The sequence below is a fragment of the Janibacter limosus NBRC 16128 genome (genome assembly GCF_001570985.1).
In the GTDB taxonomy this organism is placed as follows: Bacteria; Actinomycetota; Actinomycetes; order Actinomycetales; family Dermatophilaceae; genus Janibacter; species Janibacter limosus.
Map to the genome: position 1 here is coordinate 1 of NZ_BCSS01000020.1, position 25,634 is coordinate 25,634.

The window sequence follows — 25,634 nt, forward strand, 5'->3', positions numbered from 1 at the left end:
GGCGACAGGGGGAGTCCTCCCCCTGTCGCCCGCCCCACTCCGTTGCCTAGGCTCGCGGTGAACCTCAGGGGAGTGATCACATGACAGGGGTGACGCACGGCGCAGACGCCGAGCGGCTCATGGGAGTTGCCGCGGACCTGACCGGGTCCGCACGCCGCACGCGGGACATCGCATCGACGGGCAGCATGCTGCTCACCGTCCTGACCGACGTGTGGCAGGGAGCCGATGTCGAGGACTTCGTCCGCGGCTGGGGAGTGGCCTGCAGCTCCGTCGAGCGAGCGGCTGACCATCTGCACCACGCCGCCGACGAGCTGCGACGTCAGGCCGATGATCAGCGCAGCGCCAGCGAGATCGGGCGCGGGCACCAGACCGGTGAACCCACGTCTCCTGAGCCCACGGCTCCTGAGCCACGGGACGACGGGGACCCGGACGGGGAGGACGCCGGCCGCAAGATCGGCCTTGGCCCTGCGGAGTTCCTCCGGCGCGGCCTGCACAAGCTCGGCACCGAGATCCTCCCCGACGGCCTGGACCTCACGGACCCCGTCGTGCTCGAGCTGATGCAGACCCCCGAGGGGCGCGCCTGGCTGCATTGGCTGCGCGACAACGACATCACCATCGTGCAAGGGGGCTCGTCGTCGCAGTACAGCCCCGGCACGGACACCATCTATCTCGGCAGCGACGCCGATGTGACCTCGCTGATCCACGAGGCCACCCACGCGCAGTGGGATGTCGAGGGCAAGGGCGTCGACATCACCGCCGTCAGCCGGCAGGAGTACATCGACGCCCAGCTCGACAACGAGGTCAACGCGATGGTCGCGGAGGTCGAGTACCTCCAGGCCACCAGCGATGACCCCGGCGCGATCGACGACCAGGCCTTCACCAGCTACACGCAGGCGCAGGACGCGGCCCTCGCCGACGGCGCCACCGCGCAGGAGGCCGCAGCAGCCGGCCGCGCAGCCATCCGCGAGCTCTTCACGGACGGCTACTACGAGACCGGAAACACCGGCCAGAGCTACCCGGAGTACTACGGGCAGGCCTGGGACGGAAGGAACCCATGAGCACCGACCAGGCGGCTGTCGACGCCCTGACCATCGCCGCTGCGGCTGACGACCCGCTCCTGGCGTCAGTGGCCACCGACCAAGCGACCACGATCACCCCCATCCCCCTGTCGGCCCTACCCGCCTGGCGGTTGCTGGACGTGCTGTGGCACGGGCCGGCACACCCGGTCCGGTGGATCGTCGCCGTCGACGACGACCGGGCGATCGTGATCACCGGACACCCGGAGCGGTGGGAGGCACTCACCGTCGACGCGGAGGTCACCACGGCGGAGCAGGCGATCGAGCTGGCCTGCGTCCGCACCGACGCCGTCCGCGACATGGCGAAGGGATATCGCCGCCTCTCCCGTGCCGCGGACATCTCCTTCCGTCTGCCACCGACGCACGAGGCCCGGTCCGTGCTGGAGATGGCCCGCACCGCCCTGGCCGAGGTGGTGACGCCGCCGAGTGCGACGGGCCACGGCCCGTGGACGGTGACGCTGTGGACCCTCACCGACGGAGCGCTCGTGCGCCACGAGGTGGTGGTCGCTCGTGACGGCTCGACCACCGAGACCACGCTCGTCGCGGCTGAGGACCTGCCGGTCCCGCTCACCCACTGAGCAGTGACCGGTCAGAGCGGGACGGTGCCGCTGTCCCCGAGATCGGGCTTGCTGTCGCTCACGAGGCCCTTGGCCATCTGCACGACCGTGGCGACACTGCCCGGTGTGGCCCAGTAGCGAGCCGAGTCCGCGGACACCGTGAGCACGATGTTGTTGGGGTTGTCCGCCCCGCCCTCCATGAAGGCACCGGCAGAGGGGTCCCACAATCGCTCGAGGAGCTGCCGGTCATCGTTGCGTGCGGCCGTCCCGCTCACGCTCACCCAGCCTCCGTCGCCGGAGTAGGTGACGTTGACCTGCGGGTTGGCCGCGATCGCCCGCATCTTGTCCGAGTCGGCCTCGGTGAGGAAGTGGATGGTCCCCGGGTCGTCGAGGTCCTGGGTGCCCATCGGCACCGACATCAGCCGCCCGTCCTCGACATAGGTGAGCACGGCGATCTTGGTGTCCTGCATGATCTCGGTGACGGTCTCGGTCTCGGTCTTGTCAGCCATGTGGGCCTCCTGCGTCGTCGGGTGGGTCCACGAGGCCCTACCCGCTCGGGCGAGGGACACACTCCTGCCGCTCGCGTGGTCAGAACCAGCGGCGCACCGTGGCCACGTACTCGCCGTAGGTCGAGCCGAACCTCTCGAGCAACGCCGCCTCCTCCTCGGGGACCTGGAAGAGGTCGATCACGCCGACGAACCCCGCCACCGGGATGAGCGCGAGCGGGTCCCCGCGGTGGATCGCGTAGCCGGCGAGCAGCAGCGCGTCCCCGAGATAGATCGGGTTGCGCGAGTAGCGGAAGACGCCGCGACGGACGACCTGGGTCGTGTCCTGGGGGCGCATCGGGTCAAGTGTCGTCCCGGCCGAGCGGACCTCACGGATGCCTGCGGCTGCGACGGCGATCCCGGCGAGGGCCACCGCTGCACCGAGCGTCGACGTGGCGGCCGACGTCGTCGACCCGCGCGACAGCAGACGCTGCGCGGCCAGCGAGGCCAGTCCGAGGACAGGCGGTGAGCGGACGATCGAGAGTGGCTTCATGGACCAACGGTAGTCGCCTCGCCTGCGCAGGGACAGGGCCGCGCGGCGAACGGTGGTGGCGAAGGGGGCTGCGTCGCCGAGCCCTTGTCGGGGCGCCCGCCCGCTGCGAAGGTGGACCCATGAGTGACGTCACGAGCAAGGCCAGCGAGCTCCTCCAGATGCACCAGACCGGCGAGATGCTGGTGATGCCGACGGTCTGGGACGCGTGGTCCGCCCGCGCAGTGGTCGACGCCGGGTTCCGTGCGCTGTCCATCGGCAGCCACCCGCTCGCCGAGTCCCGCGGCCAGCAGGACGGCGAGGCGATGACCCTCGACGACGCCCTCGACGGCATCCGGCGGATCTGCGGGGCGGTCACCGTGCCCGTCTCGGCAGACATGGAGTCCGGCTACGACACCCCGGCGGCCGAGCTCGTCGAGCGGGTCCTCGACGCCGGCGCGGTGGGGATCAATGTCGAGGACACCGTCCACTCGCAGGGCAGGCGGGTGCGCGAGGTCGCCGAGCACGCCGACTACATCGCCGCGATCCGCCAGGCGGCCGACTCCGCCGGGGTCGAGCTGGTCATCAACGCCCGCACCGACGCGCTGCTGCACGGCACCGACACGTTCCCCGACCCCCTCGCCGAGGCGATCACCCGGATCAAGGCCTGCGAGGAGGCCGGCGCCCGCAGCGTCTACCCGGTCAAGATCCCCGATGCGCAGACGCTCGCCGCGCTGCAGGCGGCGACCTCGCTGCCGGTCAATGTCACCGCGCACCCGGTGGACGGCTCCCCGGCCGGGACACTGCAGGAGCTGCGCGACGCCGGGGTCCGGCGGGTGACCTTCGGCCCCCTCCTGCAGAAGGCGCTCACCCAGTCGATCGCGGACCTCACCGGTCCGTGGCTCGGCACGGCCGGTCTGGGCGGCTGAGGCGCAGGCAGCACGCGACAGCCCGACCCGATGGGGGAGCCATCGGGTCGGGCTGTCGTCGGTCAGCTGGGGCGCTTGGTGGGGGCGTTGGCCGCGGTCAGGCCCGCGTCGCGCTGGACGTGGTCGCCGAGGATGCCGTCGATCGTGGCCAGGACCTCGGGCTCGAGCGTGACGCCGGCAGCCGCGACATTTTCGACGACCTGCTCGGGGCGCGAGGCGCCGATGATCGCCGCGGCGACATTGGAGTTCTGCAGGACCCAGGCGACGGCGAGCTGGGCCATCGTCAGGCCGACCTCGTCGGCGACCGGCTTCAGACCCTGGACCGCGGTGAGCAGGGCATCGTCATTGACCCGACCGGAGATCGAGCCGCCGACCTCCTCGCTGGCGGCACGGCTCCCTTCGGGCAGGGGCTGGCCGGGCAGGTACTTGCCGGTGAGGATCCCTTGTGCGACCGGGCTCCACACGATCTGGGACAGGCCGAGCTCCTCGCAGGTGGGGACGACCTCGCCCTCGATGACCCGCCAGAGCATCGAGTACTGCGGCTGGCTGGAGATCAGGCGGATGCCGAGGTCCGAGGCGAGGCGGTGCCCCTCACGGATCTGGTCCGCGGTCCACTCGCTGACGCCGATGTAGAGCGCCTTGCCCTGCCGGACGACATCGGCGAAGGCCTGCATCGTCTCCTCGAGCGGCGTCTCGGTGTCATAGCGGTGCGCCTGGTAGAGGTCGACGTAGTCGGTCTGCAGACGGCGTAGCGACCCGTCGATCGACTCACGGATGTGCTTGGCGGACAGACCGGAGTCGTTGTGCCCGGCGGGGCCGGTCGGCCAGTAGACCTTGGTGAGGATCTCGAGCGACTCACGCCGCTCCCCCTTGAGCGCCTCGCCGAGGACGGTCTCCGCCTTGGTGTTGGCGTAGACGTCGGCGGTGTCGAAGGTCGAGATCCCGTTGTCGAGCGCCGCGCGCACGCACGCCGTCGCCGCGTCGGCCTCGACCTGCGATCCGTGGGTGAGCCAGTTGCCGTAGGCGATCTCGCTGATCTTGAGACCGCTGTTGCCGAGGTGTCGATAGTCCATGTGACTCACGCTACGCCCGACGAGGGAGAGGGCGGCAACCGCGGCCTCAGGGGGTGACGTTGAAGCGTCCGAGGACGATCGCTGCGGTCCCCTCGTCGCCGGAGATCCCGACCTGAGCCTCGTCGGGCGTGATCCGACCGCCGGTGAGCCGCAGCCAGGTGACATCGTCCATCTCGAGGGTGACATCGCTCCCTTCGCTCGGGTCGAAGGGAGCGGCCCTCCCGTCCTCGCCCACCCGGCCTGCGAGCACTCGGCCCTGCGGGCCGGTGATGTGGGCGACGACGGCGGTGCCGGACGGCAGCCGCCGCAGGGAGATCGGGAAGACCCGGGTCATCAGTGCCGCGACGTGGGCTGCTCCGGCGCTGGCGGTCACCACCGGACTTCCGGTTGCCACACGGATGTCCTGCTCGTGCACCCACAGGTCGATCGGGCGGTTGCGCAGCCAGGTGTCGAGGTCCCAGCCGAGCTCGCCGACGAGGCCCGGCGCCGGTGCCTTGAGGTCGGAGATGTCGAGGTCCGCGAGGACCTCACGGCGACGGACGCACGCAGTCTCCAACTCCTCGAGCAGCTCTGCGGCAGAGCGGCCCCGACGCGCCACAACACCGACCTCGGTGATGTCGCGGGGCATGGGCCGGTTGCCCTCGCCCGCGATGTCGATGCGCCCGCCCTCGGGCTGTGGCATCTCCGCAGCCTCGGACTCCAGGTGCGCGAGGTGGGCCAGCACGTCCTGGACGCTCCAGCCGGGCAGCGCCGGCCTGGCCCAGTCGTCGTCGGTCAGCTCGCGGAGGACGGCAAGGAGGTCCTGGGAGGTCTCGTCCCAGAGGGCCAGTGGATCGGGTCGGGTCATGTGGGCAGCGTAGGGGAGGCCTCCCCATCGACCGTGGTGCCACAGACCTCGTACGGTGTCGACGAGCACACAGACCACAGATCCGAGGGGACGTCGATGACTGCGACGGTGAGCCATGGCGCCGACGCCGACCGGCTCGACGAGATCGCCGGCAACCTGCAGCAGGAGGCCCACCGCCTCACCAGCGCAGGCGAGCACGGCACCGGCATGCTGCGCACCCTGGAGGACGCGTGGCAGGGCGCCGATGTCGAGCACTTCTCCGCCGGGTGGACGGCGTCGCGCGAGCAGGTCGAGCGGGCTGCGCAGCAGCTGCAGGACGCCGTCGCCCAGCTGCGACGTGAGGCGCAGGATCAGCGAGTCGGGAGCGAAGGGGGCGGCACGCCCACCGACGCGGACGGGCCGGTGAGACCGGACACCAACGATGCCCGCGACGGGTTCTGGAACCGACTGCGTCGCCTCTTCGGCGACGACCCGTGGACTCCCAGGGAGGACCCGGGCGCCGACAACGTCCAGCTCCCCGAGGGCGCCGACCGGGACGACCCGATCGTGCAGGAGATGCTCGCGACGCCCTCGGGCCGCGCGGCTCTGGACTGGATGGCCCGCAACGACATCGAGATCATCCACGACCCCAACCAGACGGGCGCGGTCTACGACGCGGGGCGGAACGCCATGATCCTCGGTGACGGCTACGTCAACTCGTCGACGATCATCCACGAGTCGAGCCATGCCCAGTGGGATGCCGAGGATCGCAACGTGGACGTCACGGAGACCTCCCGAGAGGACTACGTCGCGAACTGCCTGCGCGACGAGACCGAGGCCGTGGCGAGTGAGGTCCACTACGCCAAGGAGCAGCGCGAGGCCGGCATGGACGTCCGCGTCTCGCGTGCGGAGAAGGACTACGACGCCGCGTACGACGCAGCGATCGAAGGGGGCAGCACACCCGACGAGGCCGCCCGAGCGGGCGAGGACGCGATCTACGAGCTCTTCACCAGCGGGTACTACGAGACGAGCAACACCGGTGACTCCTATCCCGACTACTACGGGTCCCACTGGGACTCCGTGAACTGACGGAACCGCGACAGGATCGGTAGCGTCCAACCACCATGCAGACCATCACGCGACGACTCGGTCTCCGCCCGGCCATGCTCGTCCTGGCCATCGGGCTCATGCCGCTCGCGGCGTGCGCCGCCCCCGACGGCCCGACCAGCACCACCTCGAGCACCCCTCACACCACGACCGCAGGAGACCCGGACATGAAGGACCAGATGGCCACGACTCTGGAGGACACCAGCCCGACCATCGCGGACGCCCTGCGCGCGGACACCACACAGGTCATGCCCGTCGGCGCGGCCGCACTCGCGGACTGGCAGGTCGTCGACGTGCTCCCCCGAGGTGGCGGGCACCCCCAGCGGTGGTTCATGGCAGTCAAGGACGAGGGCCACGAGGTCGTCGTGCTGAGTGGGTTCCCGCAGCGCTGGGCGCAGATCACCGAGGGGGCCAGCGTGACGAGCGCCGCCCAGGCAGAGGAGCTCGCCGGCGTCTACGCCGATGCGACCCGCGACATGCGCACGGGCTACTCCCGGATCGACTCCGTCGACGACATCCGCTTCCTGCCCTCCCCCTCCGAGGAGGAGGCCACCCGGATCGAGACCCTGCGTCGCGAGCACGACGAGGTGGCCGCCGCGAGCGCCAGCGGCGACGGACCGTGGACCGTGCGGTTGTGGACCGTCACCGACGGGGACCTCGTGCGCCACGACGTCGAGGTCGCCACCGACGGCGCGATCACGGACACCATCGAGGTCGTCGAGGAGGACCTGCCGGTCCCCCAGACGCTCTGACCCGCTGGGCTGCGGACTCCCTCAGGGTCGGGCGACCGCCCGGGTGAGACGATCAAGCGGTGACCACGGACCAACCGGACGCATCCCCCCTTCGCGCGACGCTGCTCGGGTGCGGCGACCTGGGGATCAGGGTGGGGACTGCGCTCCTGACCGCTGGTCACGAGGTGACCGGGGTGCGGCGTACCGTCGCGGCGCTGCCGGAGGGCTTCGCCGGGGTGTCGGCCGACCTCGCGTCGGGTGTGGTGCCGGACCTGCCGGCGGACCTGCTGGTCATCACGATGACCCCCGACCGGCGTGACCCGGCCGGCTACCGGACGACCTATGTCGACGGCGTGCGCCGCGGCCTCGAGGCGGTCCTGCGCGGCGGCGTCCCTCGCAGAGCGGTGCTCGTGTCGTCCACGAGTGTCTACGGCGACCTCGAGGGCGACCTCGACGAGACGACCAGCGTTGCGCCGCAGGCGGATCGACCCAAGATCCTGCTGGAGTCCGAGGCACTCTTCCACGCAGCAATCCCCCACGGGAGCATCCTGCGGCTGAGCGGTCTCTACGGGGCCAGCGGGCGGATGGCGCGCACGGTGCGCGCCGGCGACAACGTCGACCCCGGACGCTGGACCAACCGGATCCACCGTGAGGACGCCGCCGCCGCGATCGGGCACCTGCTGACGATGACCGAGGAGCCGGCGGGCCTCTATGTCGGCACGGACGACGAGCCGGCGCTCGCGGGTGACGTGCGGGACTTCGTCGCCGACTCGCTGGGAGTGCCGCGGCCGCCGCCGACCGGGCAGATCGAGCCGCACGGGCGGCGGATGCGCAACACCCGGCTGCGTGCCACCGGGCTGCAGCTGAGGTACCCGACCTATCGCGAGGGGTACCGGGCCCAGCTCGAGCTCGAGCGGTGATTGCTGTGCAGGGCACCTGAACTAGGGTTCAGCCATGGATCTGCAGGAGATGCTCGACCAGGCCGCGAGCGGCACCGCCCATGTCGAAGGGGGTTGGGGCCAGGGCCGCGCCACCTACGGCGGACTCGTCGGCGCACTGGCCTACTCCGCGCTACGGGCGCAGCTGAGCGCTGATCCGCAGCCGCCGCTGCGCAGCCTGACGGTCAACTTCGTCGCGCCGGTCACGCCGGGCGAGGCCGAGGCGGAGGCCACCGTGCTGCGCGCCGGGTCGAGCGCCACCCAGGGACTCGTGGTGCTGCGCCAGAAGGGCAAGCCGGCGGCGGCAGTGCTCGCGGCCTTCGGCGCACCGCGCGAGTCGACGATCCGGGTCGAGCCCACGGCCGCCATGCCGACCCTGCCCGAGCCGATGACGATCGAGCCCTTCCCGTACCTGCCGGGCATGACGCCCGACTTCTTCCAGCACGTCGAGATGCGTCTGGCCGACGGCGGCCCCCCGATGTCGGGGGCGACGACCTCGCACATGACGGGCTGGATGCGCTTCAGGCAGGCGCCGCCGGTCTTCGACGAGCGTCACTTCATTGCACTCGCCGACGCGTGGCCGCCGGCCGTCCTGCAGATGGTCTCGAAGCCGACCAACGGCAGCAGCCTGACGTGGACCCTCGAGCTCGTGGACGATGTCACGGCCGAGCCGGACACGCACTGGGCCTACTCCGTGACGACGGATGCCGCCGCCGACGGGTACGCGCACACGGACGCCCGCATCTGGCACCCGGACGGTCGGCTCGTGGCGATCAGCCGGCAGACGGTGTCGGTCTTCGGCTGAGGCCGCTCAGACACGGACAACCTGCTCAGACACAGACAACCAGCGCGTGTGAACGCGCGGGTTGTCTGTGGACGAACTGAGGTCAGCGGTTGCGGCCCGAGCTGCTGGAGCTGAAGGCCACGACGCTGCCGCCGCGCGAGCCACCCTGACGGCCGGAGCCGCCACCCTGGCCACCGGAGCGACGCTGGCCGCCCGAGGCACCGCGCGACTGACCGCCGCCGGAGCCGCCACGGGACTGGCCGCCACCGGAAGTGGAGCCGCCACCATTGCGGTTGCGACCGGCGCCGCCACGCTCACCGCGTGAGGAGCTGGTCTGGCCGCCACCGTTGCGACCACCCTGGCCACCACGGGACTGGCCGCCACGACCACCGCCGCGGGAACCACCCTTCGAGCCACCGCCGTTGCCCTGCTGGGCAGCGCCCTCGTGGACGAAGGCACCGGGGAAAACGCGCTCGCCGGGAGCCAGCTCCGCGAGGAGCTCGTGCCCGACGTTGACGCGGGTGGTGGTCGGCTTGATACCGGCCTTGCGGGTGAGGTCCTTGACGTCGCGGACCTGGTCGTCGGTCATGAGCGTGACGACCGTGCCCTCGGCGCCGGCGCGCGCGGTGCGACCGGAGCGGTGCAGGTAGGCCTTGTGCTCGACCGGCGGATCGGCGTGGATGACGAGCGAGACGTCGTCGACGTGGATGCCGCGGGCGGCGATGTCGGTCGCGACGAGCGTCGACGCGGTGCCGGAGTGGAAGGCCTCCATCGTCCGGGTGCGCGCGTTCTGGCTGAGGTTGCCGTGCAGCTCGACCGCGGGGACACCAGCGGCGTTGAGCTGGCGGGCCATCTTCTTGGCGCGGTGCTTGGTGCGGGTGAAGACGACCTTGCGACCCGGAGCCGCGACCAGGTCGGTGAGGACCGGCAGGTGGTCGTTGGCGTGGATGTGCAGGACGTGGTGGGTCATCTTGGCGACCGGCGACTGCGCGGAGTCGGCCTCGTGGGTGACCGGCGACTCGAGGTAACGCTTGACGATCTGGTTGATCGCGCCGTCGAGCGTCGCGGAGAAGAGCATCCGCTGGCTGCCGCGGGGCGTCTTGTCGAGGATGCGCTTGACGACCGGCAGGAAGCCGAGGTCAGCCATGTGGTCGGCCTCGTCGAGGATGGTGATCTCGACGGAGCTGAGGTCGATGTGGCCCTGGTTCATCAGGTCCTCGAGGCGACCGGGGCAGGCGACGACGACGTCGACACCCTTGGCGATGGCCTGGACCTGGGGTCCCTGACCGACACCGCCGAAGACGGTGCGGCTGCGCATGCCGTAGGCCGCGGCGAGCGGGGCGAGGGCCTCGTCGAGCTGGATCGCGAGCTCGCGGGTCGGAGCGAGGATCAGCGCGCGGGGACGCTTGGCCTGACGGCTGCGACCGCTCGCGGCGAGGCGGGCGACCAGCGGCAGGCAGAAGGCGTAGGTCTTGCCCGAGCCGGTGCGCCCGCGGCCGAGCACGTCACGGCCGGCGAGGGAGTCCGGAAGCGTCGCTTCCTGGATCGGGGTGGGGGTCGTGATGCCGTCCTTCTCCAGGATGGAGACGAGCGGGGAGGGCACGCCGAGTTCGGCGAAAGAGGTGGTCACGAAGGGGTGCTCCAGACGGAGTCATGATGCTTCGGTTCTGCCCGGCGCGGGTCCGTCCTGCGGGAAGCAGGGGTATCGCGGCGCGATGGCATCTTTGCAAAAAGAGAAGCAGCGCACTGCAGAACTGGGCGGCTGCTTCGTCAAGTGTAGCGGGCGAAGGGGGTGGTCCCTGACCACTGGGGACCAATCGGGTGCGAAGCTGCGGGCATGCCGCCAGGTCGCCTACCTTTCGGCTCCTGCTGGTGAAGCACAAGACTCGCCAGCAGGATCCAACCCCAGGGACGGGCCAAGGAACGCGTCAGCTACCCGTCGGCAACCCCTTGCGACGCGACCAAGCACTTATGCCTTCATACACAAGGGGTCACTCACCATGGCGCTTCCATATTTCCAGCGCTAGATCCGAAAGAGCCTCCGATCGAGCCTCAATCCTGTCGCCTGTCCAGTCGTCGTGCCCCGCGATTTCCTTGCTCAGCTTGAGATACGAGTTATTCGAAATCCATGCCTTCTTTTCCGTGAAAGACTTGTTCGAAAGCTCGCTGTTATAAGCCGTGAGAGTCAAGTTCCCTATCGTGTGGCGTCGAGTGTTCCACGTGTTGTGAGGATCGTCGTCACCCCACCCTTCCATGTCAGACAGCCAGCTCGTGCCATCAACCGTCTGGGGGAGAACGTGCTCGATGCTATAACTGGTAGCAGATTTTCCGTGCTCGATCTGGGGCGATTCCTTTCCTTCCGCCTCCTCTGCGAGCCGCTTAAGGATCAAGAACGTTTGCCGCAACGACTTCGCTCGATAGAACGGCCGAGTTACGAACCCGTCTCGCACATCGTCTGCAGATGACCAACGACGAGTGGGCTCGCTGAGCGCACTTAGGAAAGCGCTATAGAACGACCCTGAAGAGACAGGAGCCACCTGCACAACCAGCCGCGCCAAGGTACTACGCAGGTCATTGGGAGGCACTTGCGCAATAAAGCGCCTCACCAAGAGACTCTCAACCATCAGGACGAGGTCTGTGGCCTTAGCCACAGACAATTCGTTCTTCCTCCAGCGCACCAACACTTCCATGAGCGCCGCCTGCGCTGGAACGTTGCCCCAAGACTGAAGAAAGCGTAGGGCACGACGCATCTCCTGGGGCATCTTCCACGACTCTGCAAGTTTCTTCGTCTCATACGAATTCGCATTGGCGATCTGATTGAATACGTCCGCTTCTTCGCTCAACTGCTTCAGCAGGTTGAAGATCCCCTTCTCCGATGGGACCTTCTTGAGTTCCTCCAGAACGCTCGCATAGGTGTCCTTCTGGGGCACGTTGTGTCCCCTGCGGACCACCCAAGCATGAAGGAACCGGCCCAACCCGCGCTCGCCTAGCTTCGCCTCGAGGGGCTGCCATATCTTGACGTACGCCTCCCCATGGAGTTTGGGCAGCTTCATGAAGACAGCGTTGCGGATGAGGTCGACTTGACTCAAGGACAAGCCCCCGTGGTTGAGTGTTGCGAAGATCTGGTAAGCACGTTCTGCAGGAACTCCCGAGATGGATACGAGCTCCAGGTCCGTGGCAATCACTGCTAGTAGCGTCTCCCAGTCCCACGGCTCCGAGGCAAGTCCCTCTACCGCGTCCGACGCAACAGAATCGTCGGCTTCAGTTGCATCTACCTCGGAATCGTCGGAGTCAGCCAGCTCCTCGTCCGGGTCAGCCTCCGGAAAGAGCCCCTTTTCCAGTTCGTCCCGGAAGTACTTATAGCCCTTGAAGACCAAGCTCGTCTTATCCTCAACATCCTCTCCGTGAACCAGTGCCTCGTACACGGCATGGTCGTTGTGCGAGAGGACCAACCTGAGGTCCTTTCCACCGGAGAATGTTAGGAAGTTATCCGAGATCTGCGCCTTCTGAAAAGAATCTTCAACAAGACCGTCGCGAAGCGCGACGAGAAGCAGGCTCAAAGTCGTCAGGCGCTGCTGACCATCAATGATGTCGCACGCGCCAGGCCCCAAGGACTTGCTGGCAGTTTCACCGACAACGAGCGAGCCAATGAAGTGACTAGAGTGCGGTCGACCATACTCGGCCCTCTCCCTGTACAAGCGAACGATGTCACCCCAGAGGGCTTGGATCTGCTTCTTCGCCGACCACGAGTACCGGCGCTGATACTGGGGTACTTGATGAACCTTCGCTGCCGACATGAGGTCTTTGAAGGTTCCATAGTCTGTGTCCAGCTTCGCCACGCGTGCTCCCGAATCGTCCCTCATGAGCACCAATCAGTTTGGGCTCGGTGTCAGCTTCTCACGCAGAGAACGTTCCAGCTAGCCCCGCAACCCCTGTATCGGTCTGACCTGCGGCACTTATCAGGATCTCCGAAACTCGACCACGTACCAGCGCGAGAAACGGAAGTTCCCGCTTCACCCGTGACCGAATTTCGAGGGGCCCTCAACATCCAAGCTGCGGTTGAGCTACAACCTGACGAAGCCAGCTGACACCCCCTTCGTCACAGCGCAGGGTGACCGCATGGACTGCACCCAGAGAACCCATGACGCACCCGACCACACCGCCGAGCTGACCAAGCTGCGGGCGCGGCTCTACGCGCCGGAGCTCAGCGCCCTCGAAGCCGCAGCAATGCTCGCTGCGACCGAGCTGCTCCGAGCCCACGAGCGCGGAGACTTCGAGATCTGCGACAACGGCCATTGCGTCTCGCTCATCTCGCTGTGCTTGGGCTCCCCCTTCGAGCTCGTGCACCACGAAGAGGACGACTGCCCCTGCTGCTGCCACGACTGATCGGCAGGTGGGCACGACGGAGCCCCGCGACCCTTCGAGACGGTCGCTTCGCGACCTCCTCTGGGAGCGGGGCTCATCGTGGAGCTGCCTCTGGGCAGAGGGGTGAGGATCAGATGACGCCCTGCGCCACCATCGCGTCGGCGACCTTGATGTAGCCCGCGAGGTTGGCACCGGCGACGTAGTCACCGGGGGTGTCGAACTCCTCCGCCGTGGCGACGCAGTTCTTGTGGATGTCGCGCATGATCTCTTCGAGACGCAGCTCGGTCTCGTCGAAGCCCCAGGAGTCGCGGCTGGCGTTTTGTTGCATCTCCAGGGCGGAGGTGGCAACACCACCAGCATTGGAGGCCTTTCCTGGCGCGTAGAGGACATCGGCCTCGCGGAAGATCTCGACCGCGCCGGGCACGCACGGCATGTTCGCGCCCTCGGCCACGAGCTTCAGACCGTTCTTGACCAGGGTGCGGGCGTGCTCCTCGTTGAGCTCGTTCTGCGTGGCGCACGGCAGGGCGACATCGCAGGGCACGTCCCAGATGGAGCCGCCGGCGATGTGGCGGACAGCGCCCCCCTTCGCCTCGGCGTAGTCGGTCAGGCGGCCACGCTGGACCTCCTTGATCTCCTGGAGGAGCTTGAGGTCGATGCCGGCCTCGTCGACGACGTAGCCGCCGGAGTCGGACACGGCCACGACGGTGCCACCGAGCTGGTGGATCTTTTCCACCGCATAGGTCGCGACATTGCCGGAGCCGGAGACGACGACCCGCTTGCCGTCGAGGGAGTCGCCCTTGACCTTGAGCATCTCCTGCGTGAAGAAGACGGTGCCGTAACCGGTCGCCTCCGTGCGCACCTGCGACCCGCCCCAGGACAGGCCCTTGCCCGTCAGGACACCGGACTCATAGGTGTTGGTGATCCGCTTGTACTGACCAAACAGGTAGCCCAGCTCGCGGCCACCGACACCGATGTCACCGGCCGGGACGTCGGTGTACTCACCGATGTGGCGGTACAGCTCGGTCATGAAGGACTGGCAAAAACGCATGATCTCGGTGTCGGACTTGCCCTTGGGGTCGAAGTCAGAGCCGCCCTTGCCGCCACCGATCGGCATGCCGGTCAGCGAGTTCTTGAAGACCTGCTCGAAGCCCAGGAACTTGATGATCGACAGGTTGACGCTGGGGTGGAACCGCAGGCCACCTTTGTACGGGCCGAGCGCGGAGTTGAACTCGACGCGGAAGCCACGGTTGATCTCGACGTCACCGGAGTCCGTGGTCCACGGCACCCGGAAGATGATCTGGCGCTCCGGCTCGCACACCCGCTTCAGGATCGACCACTGGGCGTACTCATCCACGCGACCGGCGATCGGCGAGAGGGACTGCATGACCTCGTACACGGCCTGGTGGAACTCCCTCTCGCCCGGGTTGCGGGCGATGACCTCGTCAAAATGGGCCTGGAAGTTCGGGTGCAGTGCGGTTGTGGACATGCGTTCTCCGTCGTAGATGGGGCAACGTATGGCGCTCACGGTAACCGCGCGAACGCCGTGAGGACGTGTGCGTCCTGCAGATGAGAAGGGAGTCACACCCGCTGTCGGGGGCCCGTGGGAGGGTTGTGACATGAGTACCTCCGTGAGCCGTGAGAGCAATCCCGACCGTTTCGAGATCACCAGTGACGGTGTCGTGGCCGGTTTCGCCCAGTTCGCCGACCACGACGGACGCCGCGTCTTCTTCCACACCGAGATCGGCGAGGAGTTCGGCGGGCAGGGCCTGGCGGGCATCGTCGTCGAGGAGGCCGTCACGGCCACCCGCGAGCAAGGACTGGCCATCGTCGCGGTCTGCTCCTATGTCAAGAAGTGGCTGACCAAGCACCCCGAGCACGCCGACACCGCCTCCCCGGCGACGCCCGCGGACCTCGCGGCCATCGACGCCTGAGCGGGGCACAGCGACACCCATGCGCATCGCCACCTTCAACGTCAACGGCATCCGAGCAGCACAGCGCAGGGGCTTCGAGAGCTGGCTCGCCGAGCGCGCACCCGATGTCGTCGCGCTCCAAGAGGTCCGCTGCCCGGCCACTGCCCTGCCCAGCGGGGTCTTCGGCGACTACCACCTGGCCTACGAGCCCGGCCACATCGCCGGACGCAACGGCGTCGCCGTCCTCACCCGCACCCGCCCGGCGGCCGTGCGCACCTGGGACGGCGAGGTCCTCATGCGGGCCCCCGGCGAGGAGCACCTGCACACCGAGCCGTCCCCGGCCGGCACGATGGCGCGCGGCTTGTCCCCCTTCGCCTCGGAGGGTCGCTACATCGAGGTCGACATCGATGACACAGGGGACGCACCGCCGCTGACAGTTGCCTCGCTCTACCTGCCGAAGGGGGGCCTGCCCGCCCACCTGCAGAAGCCCGGTGGTCGTGAGGTCCCGGACGGCGGGGCGAAGTACGAACGCAAGATGGGCTTCCTCGCCTCCTTCGCCCGTCAGCTGGAGCGCTCCCGCAAGAGCGCCAAGGCGGCTGGGCGCGAGTTCCTCCTCCTCGGCGACCTCAACATCGCGCACACCCGGCAGGACCTGACCAACTGGCGCACGAGCAACAAGGCCGAGGGCTTCCTGCCCGAGGAGCGGGAGTGGTTCGGCTCGATCCTCTCGCCGCGCACCCTCGTCGACGTCGTCCGGTCCGTGCACCCCCACGCGGACGGTCCGTACTCGTGGTGGTCGTGGATGGGCGGCGCCTTCGACCGGGACACCGGCTGGCGCATCGACTACCACCTGGCGACCCCGGGACTGGCCAAGCGGGCCGTCACGGCCGGCACCGACCGCCCGGCCAGCGGACCTGAGCGCGTGAGCGACCACGCGGCCGTCGTCGTGGACTATGCGGACTAACGTGGCCCCATGAGCGATGTCACCGTGCTGCACAACCCGAAGTGCTCGACCTCCCGCGCCGCGATCGAGACCCTCGACGCGACCGGCACGCAGGCCGAGGTCATCCAGTACCTCAAGGAGCCGCTCGACGAAGCCGCCCTGCGCGAGCTCATCGGCAAGCTCGAGGACGAGCCGACCGAGCTGGTGCGTCGTGACTCCTTCTTCAAGGAGCAGGGCCTCACCGACGCCGTCGTCGCGACCGTCGACCAGATCGTCGCCGTCCTCGTGGAGCACCCCCGGCTCATGCAGCGTCCCGTCATCGTCAAGGGCGACGCCGCGATCATCGGCCGCCCCAAGGACCGGGTCGCCGCCTTCCTCGCCGGCTGAGGGCCCCGTGGCCCATCGGGCGGTCGGACGGCTAGCGTGAGGTCATGATCCTCATCGTCGTGAAGTACCGCACCAAGCCCGAGTACACCGAGCAGTGGCCCGAGATCGTGGACGAGTTCACCCAGGCCACGCTGGCCGAGCCGGGCAACATCTTCTTCGAGTGGTCGATGAGCCTGGACACTGACGACGAGTGGGTGCTCGTCGAGGCCTTCCAGGACGACGCCGGCGAGGCCCACGTCACCAGTGACCACTTCGCCAAGGGCCTGGAGGCCATGCGCCCCGCGCTCGCCGAGACCCCGCGGATCATCAGCCGCACCGTCGAAGGCTCCGGCTGGGACGAGATGGGCGAGCTCAAGGTCGGCTGACCGCCGCTCACGCGCGCAGCAGCACCCCGTGCGCGAGGAGCTGCTCGACCGCAGCCCGCGTGAGGTCGAGCGCCTGCGGATGCTCGCCAAGCTCCGCCACGACGCACTCGGAGAGCTCGTCGAGGGTGGTCGGTGCGCCCGCGGCGCGCCAGATCACCGCTCCCGGACCCGCCAGGCGAAGGGGGCGTGGCCCAGCGAGCACGAGCACCTCACCGTCGCAGGCGATCGCGTCCGACCACGGTGCCCGGGCGAGCAGCTCGCCATCGTCGACCCGGACCCCGTCGGGGTCCTCGCTGAAGGACAGGGTGTCGACGGGCAGGCGGTCCGCCCCCTTCGCCGGCAGGTGCTCCCACGTCGGGTCGACCGGGGCCGCCCGCTCCAGGTGCTCGCGCACCAGCTCGTGGCAGGTCTCGATCTCCGCATAGCGCAGTCGCGCAGGCGGACCACCGGCCGTGACCGCCCGGGCCAACCGGTCCAGACCGTCATCGAGCCACCACGTGGACGAGGTCTCGGGGATCACCTCGAGCACCTGCTCGATGAGACCGACCTCCTCGACGGCGGGCTCGGTGACCTCCGGGTCGCGGCTCAGCGTGAGCAGGGCCGTCAGCCGCGGCAGGGACGGCGTCGGCCCCAGTCCGAGCGCGTCCGGCGCCGGCTCCTCCTTATGGAAGCGGTCCTCCTCGTCGATGACGAGGGACGGCGGCTTGGGATGCGGCGCGATCCGCCCGTCGGACAGGAGGATGACCGACTCGTCCGAGACATAGCCGAGCCGGGTGCCCAGGACGCGCGTCGCCGTCGACTTGCCCCCTCCAGAGGGGGCGACGAGAGCGAGCGCGCGGCCCGCGGGGTCGGCGAGCGCAGCGGCGTGCAGCAGGGTCGCTCGGCCGCGCAGCCGCATCAGCCCGGCACGGGTGATCTCCCGCGAGAGCGCATAGGGCACCCGTTCGGCGCTGGCCGCACCCGCGAGCACAGTCCCCGGCTCGACATCGGTCGGGGCGTCACCCTCGTACACCCGGACCGAGATCGGCTCGTCCTCCAGGCGCAGGGCCTCGGGCGCGCTCACCAGTCCGACGCACCGCTGCCAGCGCTGCGCCATGGCGTCCGCGTCGTCGGGAGCGAGGTCACTGACGTCGAGGACCCAGCGGCATCCCATCGTCACGATGTCGATCGTGCGCGTCTGCTCGTCCGTCACTGGTGTGGCCCTCCCTTCGCCCGGCCACACTCTGCCAGAGCAGGACGCAGGACAAGACGCAGATCCACTCCCCTCGGCTCCTCGCGGACAGCGCACTAGGCTCGGCTGCATGTCGCGACCACATGCAGCCGCGATCCTCGAGGACTCGTGGCACCGACAGATCGCCGGCGCCATGCGACGTCGAGGATGGGGCACGCGGGTACTCACCTACACCGGGTACGGCAGCGTCGAGCGGGTCCGCGTCCTCGGTCGGGTCCTCATGACGCGCCGGCCCTATGCCCCCGCTGCCGCCGACGCCCGCGCCTCGTGGCTCGAGCTGCGCACCGCCGACCACGAGCGGCGAGGGTGGCGGGGTTTCTTCACCACCCCGGCTGCCGGCGAGCCGGTCACCGTGACCATCGGCGAGCGCGAGTTCCGCACGCGCGCCGACCGATCGGGCATGCTCGACCTGACGATCACCGACCACGGGCTCGAGCCCGGATGGCACGACGTGCAGATCACCTCCCCCCGCGCGGCCGACACCACGGCCGCCGTCTTCGTCGTCGCGGCCGACCAGAGCTTCGGCATCGTCTCCGACATCGACGACACGATCATCACCACGACGATGCCCCGGCCGATGATCGCGGCGTACAACACCTTTTTCCGCCACGAGGGCACCCGACGGGCGGTCCCGGGCATGGCGACGATGTACCGCGAGATGCTCGCCGCGCATCCCGGAGCGCCGATCATCTACGTCTCGACGGGCGCGTGGAACGCCGTGCCGCCGCTCACCCGCTTCATGCGACGCGCCGGCTACCCGCTCGGACCGCTCCTGATGACCGAATGGGGACCGACCCACACCGGCTGGTTCCGCTCCGGGCAGGACCACAAGCGCGCCTGCCTGCACCGGCTCGCGCGCGAGCTGCCCGAGATCCGCTGGGTGCTCATCGGCGACGACGGCCAGCACGACCCGAGCCTCTACGGCGAGTTCGCCGAGCAGCGCCCCGACCGCGTGCGCGCGATCGGGATCCGGGTGCTCACCGCGACCGAGCAGCTGCTGAGCCACTTCACGCCGATCGCCACCGACGACTACGAGCAGCACGTCGGCGTCGAGCTGCCGATCTGCCGGGCCGCGGACGGCTGGACGATGATCGAGCAGATGCGCCAGGCCCTCGGGACGGGCACGAGCGGAGCACCGCGTGCCTGAGATGCCGGAGGTGCAGGGACTCGTCGACTTCCTCGGCGAGCGCCTCTCCGGCCTGGCGGTCGAGCGTCTCGAGCTCGCCTCCTTCTCCGTGCTCAAGACCTTCGACCCACCGCCACAGGTCCTCGAGGGCGCCCCGGTCGACGGGGTCCACCGTCACGGCAAGTTCATCGACATCGACTGCGACGGCACGCACCTGGTGATCCACCTGGCGCGCGCCGGATGGATCCGCTGGTCCGATGAGCTGCCGGGCACCGTGCTGCGTCCGGGCAAGTCTCCGATCGCCCTGCGGGTGCGCCTCGTCGACGGCTCCGGCTTCGACGTCACCGAGGCCGGGACCAAGAAGAGCCTGGCCGCCTACCTCGTCCGCGACATCCAGGAGGTCCCCGGCATCACCCGGCTGGGACCCGACCCGCTCTCCGGCGACCTCGACCGGGCGGCCTTCGGCGAGCTCCTCGCCGGCCGCAAGACGCAGATCAAGGGCGTGCTGCGCGACCAGTCGCTCATCGCGGGGGTGGGCAATGCCTACTCAGACGAGGTGCTGCACGCGGCGCGGCTGTCCCCCTTCGCCATGGCGTCCTCGCTCACCGACGAGGAGGTCGACACCCTCCACGCGGCCCTGCGCTCGACCCTGACCGAGGCGATCGCCGCAGCGGCCGGCAAGCCGGCCGCCCAGCTCAAGGACGCCAAGCGGTCCGGGATGCGCGTCCACGGCCGCACCGGCGAGGAGTGCCCGGTGTGCGGCGATGTCGTGCGTGAGGTGAGCTTCGCCGACCGGTCGCTGCAGTACTGCGCGACCTGCCAGACCGGCGGCAAGCCGCTGGCCGATCGGCGGACCAGCAAGTTCTTGAAGTAGTGCAGCCCTGACGTTGCTGGCGAAGGGGGTCAGCTCGGGTCGATCCGGATCGACCCGATGCCACTCTCGACCGAGATTCGGCGCGAGGACGTGCTCTCGTTGCCCAGGTTGTTGATCACGTCGGAGGCGCCACCCGAGGTGTCGACGCGGTAGCCCTCGCTGTCGGGCACCCGTACCGTGGCCTCACCGACGCCAACGCGGACGTCCACGCTGCGCGGCGGCTCGACGGCCTCGTAGTCGATCGCCCCCACACCGATGTCGATCCTGGCGGTATCGGCCTCGGACTCGGTGATCGTCACGTCACCCACGCCCATCTGGAGGTCGAGGTCGCCGCTCGTCCCCTCGAGGGAGACTGCTCCGACGCCGTGCTGGATCGTCAGGTCGGTGTCCGTCGGCACGATGACGAGCCAGTCGACCCGGCACACGGTGCCAAGGCTTGGCTGCGGGCAGGAGGAGGTCAGGCTGGTCGCTCCGTCGGAGGTGCGCACAGCGCTGGTGGGCTTGCGCAGACCCCAGGTGCTCGTGATGACGGCACGAGGTCGCTCACCTGCCTCCGCCGCGCGGAAGCGCACGTCACCGATCTCCCCGGAGAAGCGCACCGCCCCGGTGGCCGTGATGGGTTGCTCACGCGTCTGGGACTGCTTGAGCATCGGGCCGGCGATGCTGAACCCGGCGACGAGGAGCAGCCCGAGCGTCACGAGGAGCGCGATGACCCGGATCGGGCCGACGGGGGTGCGGGACGGGGGCGTCTCCGCTGCCTCCTGCACCATCTCGGCGCGCCGGCCCTCCCGCTCGCGGGAAGCATCCGTGCGATAACGATCGCGCAGCTCGGGGTCGGCGGGCTCGCCCGGGCGCGGCGGCCACTGGGTCGCGGGGGTCGTGGACATCGGTCAGTCCTCCTGGTCGAGCCAGCGGAGCACGGCGAGCACGCGTCGGTGGTCGCCGTCGGCCGGGGGCAGGTCGAGCTTGGTGAAGATCGAGGTCACGTGCTTCTCCACGGCCCCGTCGGAGACGTAGAGCTCCTTGCCGATCGCAGAGTTGGTGCGCCCCTGGGCCATCAGGCCGAGGACATCGCGCTCGCGCGGGGTGAGCGCCGCGAGCGGATCGACATTGCGCGCCCGAGTGAGCAGCTGGGTGACGACCTCGGGATCGAGCACCGTCCCGCCGGAGGCGACGTCCCGCAGCGCCGCGATGAAGTCGCTCGTGTCGGCGACGCGGTCCTTGAGGAGGTAACCCACCCCCTTCGACCTGGCTGCGACGAGCTCGGTCGCGTACTGCTCCTCGACGTACTGGGAGAGGACCATCACGGAGATCTCGGCGTGGCGCTCGCGGACGGCGAGCGCGGCGACGATGCCTTCGGAGGTGAAGGTCGGGGGCATCCGCACGTCGACGACGACGAGGTCGGGCCGGTGCTCGTCGACGGCGGCGATGAAGCTCTCCCCGTCCGGGCAGGCGGCCGCGACGTCGAAGCCGGCCGAGGTCAGCAGGCGCACGATGCCGTCACGCAGCAGCACGGAGTCCTCGGCCAGGACGACCTTGGTCGGCCTCTCGGTCTGGGTCGGGTCGGTCATCACAGGCTCCGTCCGGTGCGAAGGGGGAGGGTCGCGGTCAAGGTGGTCGGCCCGCCGACCGGGGAGGTCACGTCGAGCGTGCCGTCGACGGCCGTCACCCGCTGGCGCAGGCCGGTCAGGCCGGTGCCGAGTGTGGGATCGGCGCCCCCGCGGCCGTCGTCGGTGACGACGGCGGTGAGCCGCTCGGCGTCGGTCGTGACGACGGCCTCGGCGTGGTCGGCGCCGGAGTGCTTGGCGACATTGGTCAGCGCCTCGCTGACGACGAAGTAGGCGATCGCCTCGGTCGTCGGGTCGAGCCGGCCGACGTCCCGCACCTCGACGGAGACGGGCACGGCCGAGCGGGCCGCCAAGGCGGGCAGCGCAGCCTCGAGGCCGCGGTCGGCGAGGATCGGCGGGACGATCCCACGCGCGACATGGCGCATCTCGACGATGGCCTCCTTGGCCGAGCGGTGGGCCTCGTCGACGAGCTGGGCCGCACCTTCGGGGTCGTGGCGGATGGCCTCCTTGGCCATGCCGAGCGTCATCGCGATGGACACCATGCGCTGCTGCGGCCCGTCGTGCAGGTCGCGCTCGATGCGCCGGCGCTCCGCCTCGACCGAGTCGACGGCCTCGCGGCGCGAGTCGGTGAGGGTGTCGACGCGGGCGGTGAGGTGGGCGACGACCTTGCGCTCGTCACGGCCGAGGAGCCAGCGGGCGAGCATGACGTCGACCGAGGTGAGCAGGCTCGCCACGACGGGCATCAGCAGCAGCGTCACGAGGGCGATCGTCCACGTGGACGCCAGCTCGAGGGTGCCGTCGACCCGCAGGATGCCGAAGATCGAGATGCCGTCCTCGGGGATGCGGCTGCCGAGCAGCGGGACGAAGAGGATGAGCAGCGCCTGGGCCAGGACGGCCAGGGTCAGCCAGCCGATGACACTCCCCCACATGGCGTGCAGCGCGAGATAGGCGGTGCTGCGCCACGAGTGCTGGTCGAGCAGGAGCCGGCGCCACAGTGGCTGCACCCGGCGCGGCGGCGGGTCGACCCGGCGACCGGTCAGCGCCACGATGCGGTGCCGCTCGGCGTGCCCAAGGACCCCGCACAGCCACACGAGGGGCACGAGCAGGAGGAGGCCGACGCCTCCGGCGCTCACGAGGGCCAGCGCGGTGATGACGAAGGTGATGAGGAGCAGCGCGGCGAGCGCGGTCAGCGTGCTCGTCGCGAGGAGCAGCACGCTGCCCCAGCCGGCGAGCCACCGTCGCGGCAGGCTGGTCCGCTCCAACGGCGGGGAGAGGGTCTGGGTGGTCACGTGACCAAACCTACGGAGAGGTGGGCGCCCCGGTCTGCCCTGCACTCCCCCATCTCGACGGGGGGATGTCCCCCCTTCGTCCTTGGTGGTCAGGCGTAGGAGCGGGCCATCTCGACGGACTGCTGCACGTAGCCGCCACCGAAGACGATGGCGTGGACCATCACCGGGAAGAGCTGGTGCAGGCCGACGCGCTCCTGCCAGCCGTCGGCCAGCGGGGCCGCCTCGTCGTAGGCCGCGATGATCCGCGCGATGTGCGGGGCGGTGAAGAGCATGAGCATCGCCAGGTCTGTCTCGGCGTGGCCGCCGTGGGCGGCGGGGTCGATGAGGACGGCGCCCTGGCGGGTCCACAGGATGTTGCCCGCCCACAGGTCGCCGTGGATGCGCGCCGGGGGGCGCCCGTCGTCGAACTCACCGGACTCGAGTCGGACCGCCACCCGCTCGAAGTGCTCCTGCTCGTCCTGCCACAGGTTGTTGGACAGCCCCACCCGCAGCATGTGCCGGATACGTTGCTCGGCGAAGAAGGCGCCCCACGACTCGCTCGACTCCAAGGGCATGGGAAGGGGGGAGTCCGCCGGGCCGATGAAGCCGTGGCTGCTCCACCGGGCCGGGGGCGCACCAAAGGCCGGAGCACCCGCCGCGTGGGTCGCGGCGAGCGCGACCCCGAGCTCGTCGGCCTGGACATTGGTCGACGGCGCCGGGTCGTACTGCAGCAGGTCGATGTGGTCGAGGTCGACGTCCTGCAGCTCCGCGATGCTGGCCCCACCCTCGGACTGGGCCTCGGCGAGCCAGAGCAGCCCCGCCGCCTCCCAGGAGGAGTAGCCACGCGGGGCGGCGGAGGTGTCCTTGCGGTACGTGCGGGGCGGCTTCACGGGGTCAAGACTGCCACCCCTCTCCCCCGTTCCCTGAGGAGGTTGCCCGCGGCCGAGCCCCCGCTCCCTGAGGAGGTTGCGCAGCAACCGTCTCGAAGGGGCCGTCGAAGGGTCAGCGCACCCGGGGCAGGTTGCCCGTCTCGTCGACCGGCGCAGCCGTCGCGCGCGAGCCGGTCTTGATGGGACCGGTCGCGCCGGAGCTCGTCTTGCCCTCACCGGCGATGGCCACGGCGACGGCCTCGGCGACGTCCGGGTGGAAGACGCTGGGGATGATGTAGGAGGGGTTGATCTCCTCGTCCTTGACGACCCCGGCGATCGCGTCCGCGGCCCGGATGAGCATGTCGGTGGTGACCTCCTCGGCCTGGGCGTCGAGCAGCCCGCGGAAGACACCGGGGAAGGCGAGGACGTTGTTGATCTGGTTGGGGTAGTCGCTGCGGCCTGAGGCGACGACCTTGGCGTACTTCGCGGCCTCGGCCGGGTCGATCTCGGGGTCCGGGTTGGCCAGGGCGAAGACGATCGCGTCATCGGCCATGTTGTCGCGGATCCACTCGGCCTTGAGCAGGTTGGGCGCGGAGACACCGATGAAGACGTCGGCCCCCTGCAGCCCGTCGGCGAGGTCGCCGCGGACCTTGCGCGGGTTGGTTCGCTGAGCGAGCTCGAGCTTGGCGCGCGAGAGCGTCGTGTCGTCGGCGGAGAGCAACCCCTCACGGTCGTAGACGATGACGTCCTTGGCGCCGGCGGAGAGCAGCAGCGTGACGATCGCGGAGCCGGCAGCGCCTCCACCGGAGACGACGATCCGCGACTCCTCGAGCCACTTGTCAACCACGCGCAGGGCATTGCGCAGGGCGGCGAGGACGACGATGGCGGTGCCGTGCTGGTCGTCGTGGAAGACGGGGATGTCGAGGCTCTCGCGCAGGCGGCGCTCGATCTCGAAGCAGCGGGGGGCAGCGATGTCCTCGAGGTTGATGCCGCCGAAGCCCGGGGCGATCATCTCGACGGCGCGGATGATCTCCTCGGTGTCCTGGGAGGCGAGGCAGATCGGCCAGGCGTCGATGTCGGCGAACTGCTTGAAGAGCGCCGCCTTGCCCTCCATGACGGGCATGGCCGCCTCGGGGCCGATGTTGCCCAGGCCGAGGACGGCCGACCCGTCGGTGACGACCGCGACGGTGTTGCCCTTGATCGTCAGGCGGCGCGCGTCCTCGGGGTTCTTGGCGATCGCCATCGAGACCCGGCCGACGCCGGGGGTGTAGGCCATCGAGAGGTCGTCACGGGTCTTGAGCGCGACCTTGGACTTGACCTCGATCTTGCCGCCGAGGTGGAGCAGGAAGGTGCGGTCCGAGACCTTGTGCACCTTGACGCCGTCGATCGCCTCGACGGCCTCGACGAGCCCATCGGTGTGGTTGAGGTCGAAGCCGGAGCAGGTGGCGTCCACGACGAGCCGGTCATGCCGCGAGTCGGCGATGTCGATGGCGGTGACGATGCCGCCCTGCTCCGCGATGGCGGTGGCGACACGACCGACGACTGCGTAGTCGGTGGAGGTGTGCAAACGCATGGTGATCGAGTACGACGAGGGGGTTGCGGCAGCCATGTGATCAGTCTCTCACCGCCGTACGATCACCGAAAATCGGTCCGTCTCCACGGATCGACATACACCGGTAGACGACCAGATCGC

The 25,634-nt window shown here is 69.4% G+C and carries 27 protein-coding genes; 14 read left to right on the plus strand and 13 right to left on the minus strand.

Annotated features, from left to right (window positions below; translation table 11 throughout):
- Nucleotides 1–80 precede the first annotated feature (80 nt).
- Nucleotides 81–1,058, plus strand: a complete 978-nt coding sequence (locus tag JLI01S_RS09000) for a hypothetical protein (protein ID WP_157074884.1) — start codon at nucleotides 81–83, stop codon at nucleotides 1,056–1,058.
- On the plus strand, nucleotides 1,055–1,654 hold the full coding sequence (locus JLI01S_RS09005) for a hypothetical protein (protein ID WP_068263468.1): 600 nt from the start codon (nucleotides 1,055–1,057) through the stop codon (nucleotides 1,652–1,654). Before JLI01S_RS09000 ends, JLI01S_RS09005 begins: the two co-directional genes overlap by 4 nt.
- An 11-nt stretch (nucleotides 1,655–1,665) precedes the next feature.
- Here JLI01S_RS09005 and JLI01S_RS09010 read toward each other — a convergent pair whose 3' ends face one another.
- Together JLI01S_RS09010 and JLI01S_RS09015 are read right to left on the minus strand one after the other, a co-directional pair.
- Complete coding sequence (locus tag JLI01S_RS09010; RefSeq protein ID WP_068263471.1) at nucleotides 1,666–2,142, minus strand: pyridoxamine 5'-phosphate oxidase family protein; 477 nt, start codon at nucleotides 2,140–2,142, stop codon at nucleotides 1,666–1,668.
- A gap of 79 nt (nucleotides 2,143–2,221) precedes the next feature.
- The gene (locus JLI01S_RS09015) at nucleotides 2,222–2,671 is read right to left on the minus strand and encodes a methyltransferase family protein (RefSeq protein WP_068263474.1); all 450 of its coding nucleotides are present in this window, start codon (nucleotides 2,669–2,671) and stop codon (nucleotides 2,222–2,224) included.
- Between the two features lie 119 nt (nucleotides 2,672–2,790).
- Here JLI01S_RS09015 and JLI01S_RS09020 point away from each other — a divergent pair, with 119 nt between their 5' ends.
- Nucleotides 2,791–3,576: an isocitrate lyase/PEP mutase family protein gene (locus JLI01S_RS09020; RefSeq protein ID WP_068263477.1), complete on the plus strand. Its 786-nt coding sequence runs from the start codon at nucleotides 2,791–2,793 to the stop codon at nucleotides 3,574–3,576.
- A 62-nt stretch (nucleotides 3,577–3,638) separates the two neighbouring features.
- Here JLI01S_RS09020 and JLI01S_RS09025 read toward each other — a convergent pair whose 3' ends face one another.
- Together JLI01S_RS09025 and JLI01S_RS16945 are read right to left on the minus strand one after the other, a co-directional pair.
- Nucleotides 3,639–4,649: an aldo/keto reductase family protein gene (locus JLI01S_RS09025; protein WP_068263480.1), complete on the minus strand. Its 1,011-nt coding sequence runs from the start codon at nucleotides 4,647–4,649 to the stop codon at nucleotides 3,639–3,641.
- 46 nt (nucleotides 4,650–4,695) lie between these two features.
- The gene (locus JLI01S_RS16945) at nucleotides 4,696–5,496 is read right to left on the minus strand and encodes a maleylpyruvate isomerase family mycothiol-dependent enzyme (RefSeq protein WP_169797311.1); all 801 of its coding nucleotides are present in this window, start codon (nucleotides 5,494–5,496) and stop codon (nucleotides 4,696–4,698) included.
- Between the two features lie 96 nt (nucleotides 5,497–5,592).
- Here JLI01S_RS16945 and JLI01S_RS16950 point away from each other — a divergent pair, with 96 nt between their 5' ends.
- Genes JLI01S_RS16950 through JLI01S_RS09050 form a run of 4 tightly spaced genes read left to right on the plus strand, consistent with a single transcriptional unit; the run spans nucleotide 5,593 to nucleotide 9,056 of the window.
- Nucleotides 5,593–6,564, plus strand: a complete 972-nt coding sequence (locus tag JLI01S_RS16950) for a WXG100 family type VII secretion target (RefSeq protein WP_157074886.1) — start codon at nucleotides 5,593–5,595, stop codon at nucleotides 6,562–6,564.
- Between the two features lie 35 nt (nucleotides 6,565–6,599).
- Entirely contained in the window at nucleotides 6,600–7,334 is a 735-nt protein-coding gene (locus JLI01S_RS09040; protein WP_068263486.1) for a hypothetical protein, read from the plus strand.
- A 59-nt stretch (nucleotides 7,335–7,393) separates the two neighbouring features.
- On the plus strand, nucleotides 7,394–8,233 hold the full coding sequence (locus tag JLI01S_RS09045) for a Rossmann-fold NAD(P)-binding domain-containing protein (RefSeq protein ID WP_157074887.1): 840 nt from the start codon (nucleotides 7,394–7,396) through the stop codon (nucleotides 8,231–8,233).
- A 34-nt stretch (nucleotides 8,234–8,267) separates the two neighbouring features.
- The gene (locus JLI01S_RS09050; protein WP_068263493.1) at nucleotides 8,268–9,056 is read left to right on the plus strand and encodes an acyl-CoA thioesterase; all 789 of its coding nucleotides are present in this window, start codon (nucleotides 8,268–8,270) and stop codon (nucleotides 9,054–9,056) included.
- A gap of 82 nt (nucleotides 9,057–9,138) precedes the next feature.
- On the opposite strand, the gene JLI01S_RS09055 is transcribed toward JLI01S_RS09050, so the two are convergent.
- Nucleotides 9,139–10,665, minus strand: coding sequence for a DEAD/DEAH box helicase (locus JLI01S_RS09055; protein WP_068263495.1), 1,527 nt, complete (start codon nucleotides 10,663–10,665; stop codon nucleotides 9,139–9,141).
- 361 nt (nucleotides 10,666–11,026) lie between these two features.
- Nucleotides 11,027–12,874, minus strand: a complete 1,848-nt coding sequence (locus tag JLI01S_RS09060) for a DUF262 domain-containing protein (RefSeq protein WP_068263498.1) — start codon at nucleotides 12,872–12,874, stop codon at nucleotides 11,027–11,029.
- 280 nt (nucleotides 12,875–13,154) lie between these two features.
- Between JLI01S_RS09060 and JLI01S_RS09065 the strand changes: the two genes are divergently transcribed.
- Nucleotides 13,155–13,421 (plus strand): hypothetical protein, encoded by a 267-nt coding sequence (locus JLI01S_RS09065; protein WP_157074889.1) that lies wholly within the window; start codon nucleotides 13,155–13,157, stop codon nucleotides 13,419–13,421.
- 109 nt (nucleotides 13,422–13,530) lie between these two features.
- Here JLI01S_RS09065 and gdhA read toward each other — a convergent pair whose 3' ends face one another.
- Nucleotides 13,531–14,886: an NADP-specific glutamate dehydrogenase gene (gene gdhA / locus JLI01S_RS09070; protein WP_068263511.1), complete on the minus strand. Its 1,356-nt coding sequence runs from the start codon at nucleotides 14,884–14,886 to the stop codon at nucleotides 13,531–13,533.
- Between the two features lie 130 nt (nucleotides 14,887–15,016).
- Here gdhA and JLI01S_RS09075 point away from each other — a divergent pair, with 130 nt between their 5' ends.
- Genes JLI01S_RS09075 through JLI01S_RS09090 form a run of 4 tightly spaced genes read left to right on the plus strand, consistent with a single transcriptional unit; the run spans nucleotide 15,017 to nucleotide 17,005 of the window.
- On the plus strand, nucleotides 15,017–15,331 hold the full coding sequence (locus JLI01S_RS09075; RefSeq protein WP_068263514.1) for a GNAT family N-acetyltransferase: 315 nt from the start codon (nucleotides 15,017–15,019) through the stop codon (nucleotides 15,329–15,331).
- 19 nt (nucleotides 15,332–15,350) lie between these two features.
- Nucleotides 15,351–16,274, plus strand: a complete 924-nt coding sequence (locus JLI01S_RS09080; protein WP_068263521.1) for an exodeoxyribonuclease III — start codon at nucleotides 15,351–15,353, stop codon at nucleotides 16,272–16,274.
- Between the two features lie 9 nt (nucleotides 16,275–16,283).
- Nucleotides 16,284–16,640: an ArsC/Spx/MgsR family protein gene (locus tag JLI01S_RS09085; protein WP_068263524.1), complete on the plus strand. Its 357-nt coding sequence runs from the start codon at nucleotides 16,284–16,286 to the stop codon at nucleotides 16,638–16,640.
- A 44-nt stretch (nucleotides 16,641–16,684) separates the two neighbouring features.
- Nucleotides 16,685–17,005, plus strand: coding sequence for a putative quinol monooxygenase (locus JLI01S_RS09090; RefSeq protein ID WP_068263527.1), 321 nt, complete (start codon nucleotides 16,685–16,687; stop codon nucleotides 17,003–17,005).
- A gap of 7 nt (nucleotides 17,006–17,012) precedes the next feature.
- Here the strand turns inward: JLI01S_RS09090 and JLI01S_RS09095 are convergent, their stop codons facing one another.
- Complete coding sequence (locus JLI01S_RS09095; RefSeq protein ID WP_068263531.1) at nucleotides 17,013–18,197, minus strand: hypothetical protein; 1,185 nt, start codon at nucleotides 18,195–18,197, stop codon at nucleotides 17,013–17,015.
- 109 nt (nucleotides 18,198–18,306) lie between these two features.
- On the opposite strand from JLI01S_RS09095, the gene JLI01S_RS09100 reads away from it, so the two are divergent.
- Complete coding sequence (locus JLI01S_RS09100; protein WP_068263533.1) at nucleotides 18,307–19,383, plus strand: App1 family protein phosphatidate phosphatase; 1,077 nt, start codon at nucleotides 18,307–18,309, stop codon at nucleotides 19,381–19,383.
- Nucleotides 19,376–20,236, plus strand: coding sequence for an Fpg/Nei family DNA glycosylase (locus tag JLI01S_RS09105; RefSeq protein WP_068263536.1), 861 nt, complete (start codon nucleotides 19,376–19,378; stop codon nucleotides 20,234–20,236). Before JLI01S_RS09100 ends, JLI01S_RS09105 begins: the two co-directional genes overlap by 8 nt.
- A gap of 29 nt (nucleotides 20,237–20,265) precedes the next feature.
- On the opposite strand, the gene JLI01S_RS09110 is transcribed toward JLI01S_RS09105, so the two are convergent.
- The 5 genes from JLI01S_RS09110 to JLI01S_RS09130 form a co-directional block, all read right to left on the minus strand.
- Entirely contained in the window at nucleotides 20,266–21,123 is an 858-nt protein-coding gene (locus JLI01S_RS09110) for a DUF4097 family beta strand repeat-containing protein (protein WP_068263540.1), read from the minus strand.
- Nucleotides 21,124–21,126: 3 nt separating this feature from the next.
- Entirely contained in the window at nucleotides 21,127–21,807 is a 681-nt protein-coding gene (locus JLI01S_RS09115; protein ID WP_068263542.1) for a response regulator, read from the minus strand.
- The gene (locus tag JLI01S_RS09120; protein WP_068263548.1) at nucleotides 21,807–23,093 is read right to left on the minus strand and encodes a sensor histidine kinase; all 1,287 of its coding nucleotides are present in this window, start codon (nucleotides 23,091–23,093) and stop codon (nucleotides 21,807–21,809) included. The genes JLI01S_RS09115 and JLI01S_RS09120 overlap by 1 nt, the downstream gene beginning before the upstream one ends.
- Nucleotides 23,094–23,182: 89 nt before the next feature.
- A complete protein-coding gene (locus JLI01S_RS09125; RefSeq protein ID WP_068263553.1) occupies nucleotides 23,183–23,962 on the minus strand; it encodes a fructosamine kinase family protein in 780 nt (259 codons plus the stop codon).
- 112 nt (nucleotides 23,963–24,074) lie between these two features.
- Nucleotides 24,075–25,550 carry an NAD-dependent malic enzyme gene (locus tag JLI01S_RS09130; protein WP_068263562.1) on the minus strand — a complete coding sequence of 492 codons (1,476 nt, stop codon included), beginning with the start codon at nucleotides 25,548–25,550 and terminating at the stop codon, nucleotides 24,075–24,077.
- Between the last annotated feature and the right edge of the window lie 84 nt (nucleotides 25,551–25,634).

Bases quoted from the DNA above. Each gene is read 5' to 3' on its own strand.
- JLI01S_RS09020 (WP_068263477.1), top strand. From the start codon at position 2,791: ATGAGTGACGTCACGAGCAAGGCCAGCGAGCTCCTCCAGATGCACCAG.
- JLI01S_RS09050 (WP_068263493.1), top strand. From the start codon at position 8,268: ATGGATCTGCAGGAGATGCTCGACCAGGCCGCGAGCGGCACCGCCCAT.
- JLI01S_RS09040 (WP_068263486.1), top strand. From the start codon at position 6,600: ATGCAGACCATCACGCGACGACTCGGTCTCCGCCCGGCCATGCTCGTC.
- JLI01S_RS09010 (WP_068263471.1), bottom strand. From the start codon at position 2,142: ATGGCTGACAAGACCGAGACCGAGACCGTCACCGAGATCATGCAGGAC.
- gdhA (WP_068263511.1), bottom strand. From the start codon at position 14,886: ATGTCCACAACCGCACTGCACCCGAACTTCCAGGCCCATTTTGACGAG.
- JLI01S_RS09075 (WP_068263514.1), top strand. From the start codon at position 15,017: ATGAGTACCTCCGTGAGCCGTGAGAGCAATCCCGACCGTTTCGAGATC.
- JLI01S_RS09090 (WP_068263527.1), top strand. From the start codon at position 16,685: ATGATCCTCATCGTCGTGAAGTACCGCACCAAGCCCGAGTACACCGAG.
- JLI01S_RS09130 (WP_068263562.1), bottom strand. From the start codon at position 25,550: ATGGCTGCCGCAACCCCCTCGTCGTACTCGATCACCATGCGTTTGCAC.
- JLI01S_RS09065 (WP_157074889.1), top strand. From the start codon at position 13,155: ATGGACTGCACCCAGAGAACCCATGACGCACCCGACCACACCGCCGAG.
- JLI01S_RS09100 (WP_068263533.1), top strand. From the start codon at position 18,307: ATGTCGCGACCACATGCAGCCGCGATCCTCGAGGACTCGTGGCACCGA.
- JLI01S_RS09085 (WP_068263524.1), top strand. From the start codon at position 16,284: ATGAGCGATGTCACCGTGCTGCACAACCCGAAGTGCTCGACCTCCCGC.
- JLI01S_RS16945 (WP_169797311.1), bottom strand. From the start codon at position 5,496: ATGACCCGACCCGATCCACTGGCCCTCTGGGACGAGACCTCCCAGGAC.
- JLI01S_RS16950 (WP_157074886.1), top strand. From the start codon at position 5,593: ATGACTGCGACGGTGAGCCATGGCGCCGACGCCGACCGGCTCGACGAG.
- JLI01S_RS09025 (WP_068263480.1), bottom strand. From the start codon at position 4,649: ATGGACTATCGACACCTCGGCAACAGCGGTCTCAAGATCAGCGAGATC.
- JLI01S_RS09115 (WP_068263542.1), bottom strand. From the start codon at position 21,807: ATGACCGACCCGACCCAGACCGAGAGGCCGACCAAGGTCGTCCTGGCC.
- JLI01S_RS09080 (WP_068263521.1), top strand. From the start codon at position 15,351: ATGCGCATCGCCACCTTCAACGTCAACGGCATCCGAGCAGCACAGCGC.
- JLI01S_RS09110 (WP_068263540.1), bottom strand. From the start codon at position 21,123: ATGTCCACGACCCCCGCGACCCAGTGGCCGCCGCGCCCGGGCGAGCCC.
- JLI01S_RS09000 (WP_157074884.1), top strand. From the start codon at position 81: ATGACAGGGGTGACGCACGGCGCAGACGCCGAGCGGCTCATGGGAGTT.
- JLI01S_RS09015 (WP_068263474.1), bottom strand. From the start codon at position 2,671: ATGAAGCCACTCTCGATCGTCCGCTCACCGCCTGTCCTCGGACTGGCC.
- JLI01S_RS09005 (WP_068263468.1), top strand. From the start codon at position 1,055: ATGAGCACCGACCAGGCGGCTGTCGACGCCCTGACCATCGCCGCTGCG.